The sequence below is a fragment of the Anaerotruncus sp. DFI.9.16 genome, assembly GCF_024461615.1.
Lineage (GTDB): Bacteria > Bacillota > Clostridia > Oscillospirales > Ruminococcaceae > Anaerotruncus > Anaerotruncus massiliensis.
Genome location: NZ_JANFZX010000122.1, coordinates 1 through 2,116, shown reverse-complemented (window position 1 = coordinate 2,116; position 2,116 = coordinate 1). Strand labels below are relative to the sequence as shown.

Sequence of the window (2,116 nt, the reverse complement as noted above, 5' to 3'; positions counted from 1 at the left end):
CCGCGCGAGCCTGCCCATGCCGTCATAGACGTAGTCCGTCACCTTGCCGTCCGCCCCGGTTTTGCTCTTCTGGTTACCGTCCAGATAGTAGGCATAGGAGAAGGAGGAAGCCACTGTGTCCCCGCGCTGATTGACGAGCGAGATCACAAGGTTTGCGGCGTTGTAGGCATACGCCGTCGCAAGGCCGCTCTCGGGGTATTCCAGCGAGATCCGGTTGCCGTTGTCGTCGTAGGAATACCGCGCAATCACCGCCTCCCCCTTCTTCACCTCCGCCAGCCGGTTGAGGCTGTCATAGGTATAGCCGAGAGAGAGCTCCGCCGTGCCGTGCCGTGTGAGGGTAAAGCCTGTGCGGTTGCCCGCCGCGTCGTAGGCGAAGCTCTTGACGACGCCGTCCGATAGTCCAAAAGACGGAGTGTATCTGCAGGCATAAACCAGCTTCCTTTGATAAAGCGAATGGGCCGATTAACCGCTTTGTTCGCTTTTACAACCATGGGCGCATCCAAATTAAAAGCGGAGTGGCGCCGCTGACGCTGCGCCACTCCGCTTAATCCTTATTTTTTCTTACTAGGGGATTTTTTTGCGCTGTCCGCACAACTTGGGTCTGTCCAGTCCCCACCGCTTTTTTATGGTCAAAAGAGGCGCGTTAAAACTCTGCTATAGAGCTCTCAATTAGATAAAATATCCTTGAAATAATCTTCTACAGCAGTGTGGCCGGAAAAAATAGAATTAATCCGTGGCGCCAATTCTATCTTAGCTTTTAAATACTCTTTCAACGCGTTAGGCTGTGTCCCTAAGTAAAGAATTTTGCATATAAGATTATTCGGCGCGATATGTGTTGCGAGACGCAACATGTCATTACCCTTTTGCTCCCATTTGCTATATTGCTCATCTGAATTATCCCTATAGAAAAAGTCAGGGAAGAGTGAAATCATGTATCCACTCATACAAAGAAAGTTTGCATCGGAAGGAAAGTGTTTTATCCCATATTGCATAACTTCTATTAACGTTTCTTTAAATGAGGCGAATGAGAGATTACTATTTTGAATGCAACAGTTCCATTCAGTCAAAACGAACCAACATTCGGCGATTACGCGGCATAGCTTATCAACGTTGCCTTTGTCACTATACCACAGGTTGTATAGTAGAGTCTTTGCCTGATCCCACTTTTCTGCTTTTTCAAGTTCCAATAAGCCTTGCACTACAAGAAAACTTTTCACAATATCACCTCGTTCTAACCCAAGCATCAACAATACGTGTAACTCCATTTACCACTCTTGTCGTGACTTCTACCGTTTGTCCTTTGTAAACATATGAATAAACTACGTTACCTACATCGTTTGCCACTCCAGTACCTTTTGTCAAAGCAGTATTAATAACATTGGAAACAGCCGACCAGTCATTTGCACCCACCAAATCCCACGCGTGCTTTGTTTGCATTATATGGTTTGCCGTATTCGGAATGACATTTGAAATTGTTCTACTAGCTTGGTCCGCCGCTAAAGCTCCACTACCACCTGCAACGGTCACTTCGGCAATTCCCAAACCTGTCATAACCGCTCCAGTTGAAGCGGTAGCGCTTCCTGCAGCGATATAAGCAACGGCGGCTCCACCGCCTAAGCCAATTACTCCACCAACTGCAACACCGGTAAGAACGTTTTGCCAGCGTACTTCGCCATATTTCGCATAAGAGTAAATCGCGCCTGCAATTCCACCAACTACAGCTCCAATTGCTGCAGTCACAAGCATAAAAATCTTCCCACTTGTGTCCATATACAAATTAGGGTTAGCAGCCCCATAGTTGTACCGATTTAAGGAGCGCACGTCCTCGACAATAAACTGATTTTTTTCTTCGCCCTTAAAAACCCCGCCTTTTAGCTCTATCCTCTGATAGTCCCCCTTTGGATCAAAGATATTCATATTTCGGGTGGAGACGGGATCTTCTGATAGCATCCGCCCGGTCCTCGGGTCGTAGCTTCTCGCGCGCAGGTAGTAATCGCCCGTCTCACGGTCGAAGTATTCCCCGCAGTAGCGGAAGGGGTTCACATCCAGCGGCTCCAAATTCTCTTCGTTGCCAAAGGCGTCGTACCGGTAGTTCTTCAGCAGGTTGCCCAGCGCG

At 48.2% G+C, this 2,116-nt stretch carries 3 protein-coding genes; all 3 read right to left on the bottom strand.

What is annotated here, in order from left to right:
- A partial coding sequence (locus tag NE609_RS17215; protein WP_256153231.1) for an RHS repeat protein occupies positions 1 to 249 on the bottom strand: 249 nt, incomplete at its 3' end.
- 416 nt (positions 250 to 665) lie between these two features.
- Positions 666 to 1,217, bottom strand: a complete 552-nt coding sequence (locus NE609_RS17210) for a hypothetical protein (RefSeq protein ID WP_256153230.1) — start codon at positions 1,215 to 1,217, stop codon at positions 666 to 668.
- Positions 1,218 to 1,221: 4 nt separating this feature from the next.
- Positions 1,222 to 2,116, bottom strand: an 895-nt coding sequence (locus NE609_RS17205) for an RHS repeat-associated core domain-containing protein (protein ID WP_256153229.1), incomplete at its 5' end; no start/stop codon positions are given.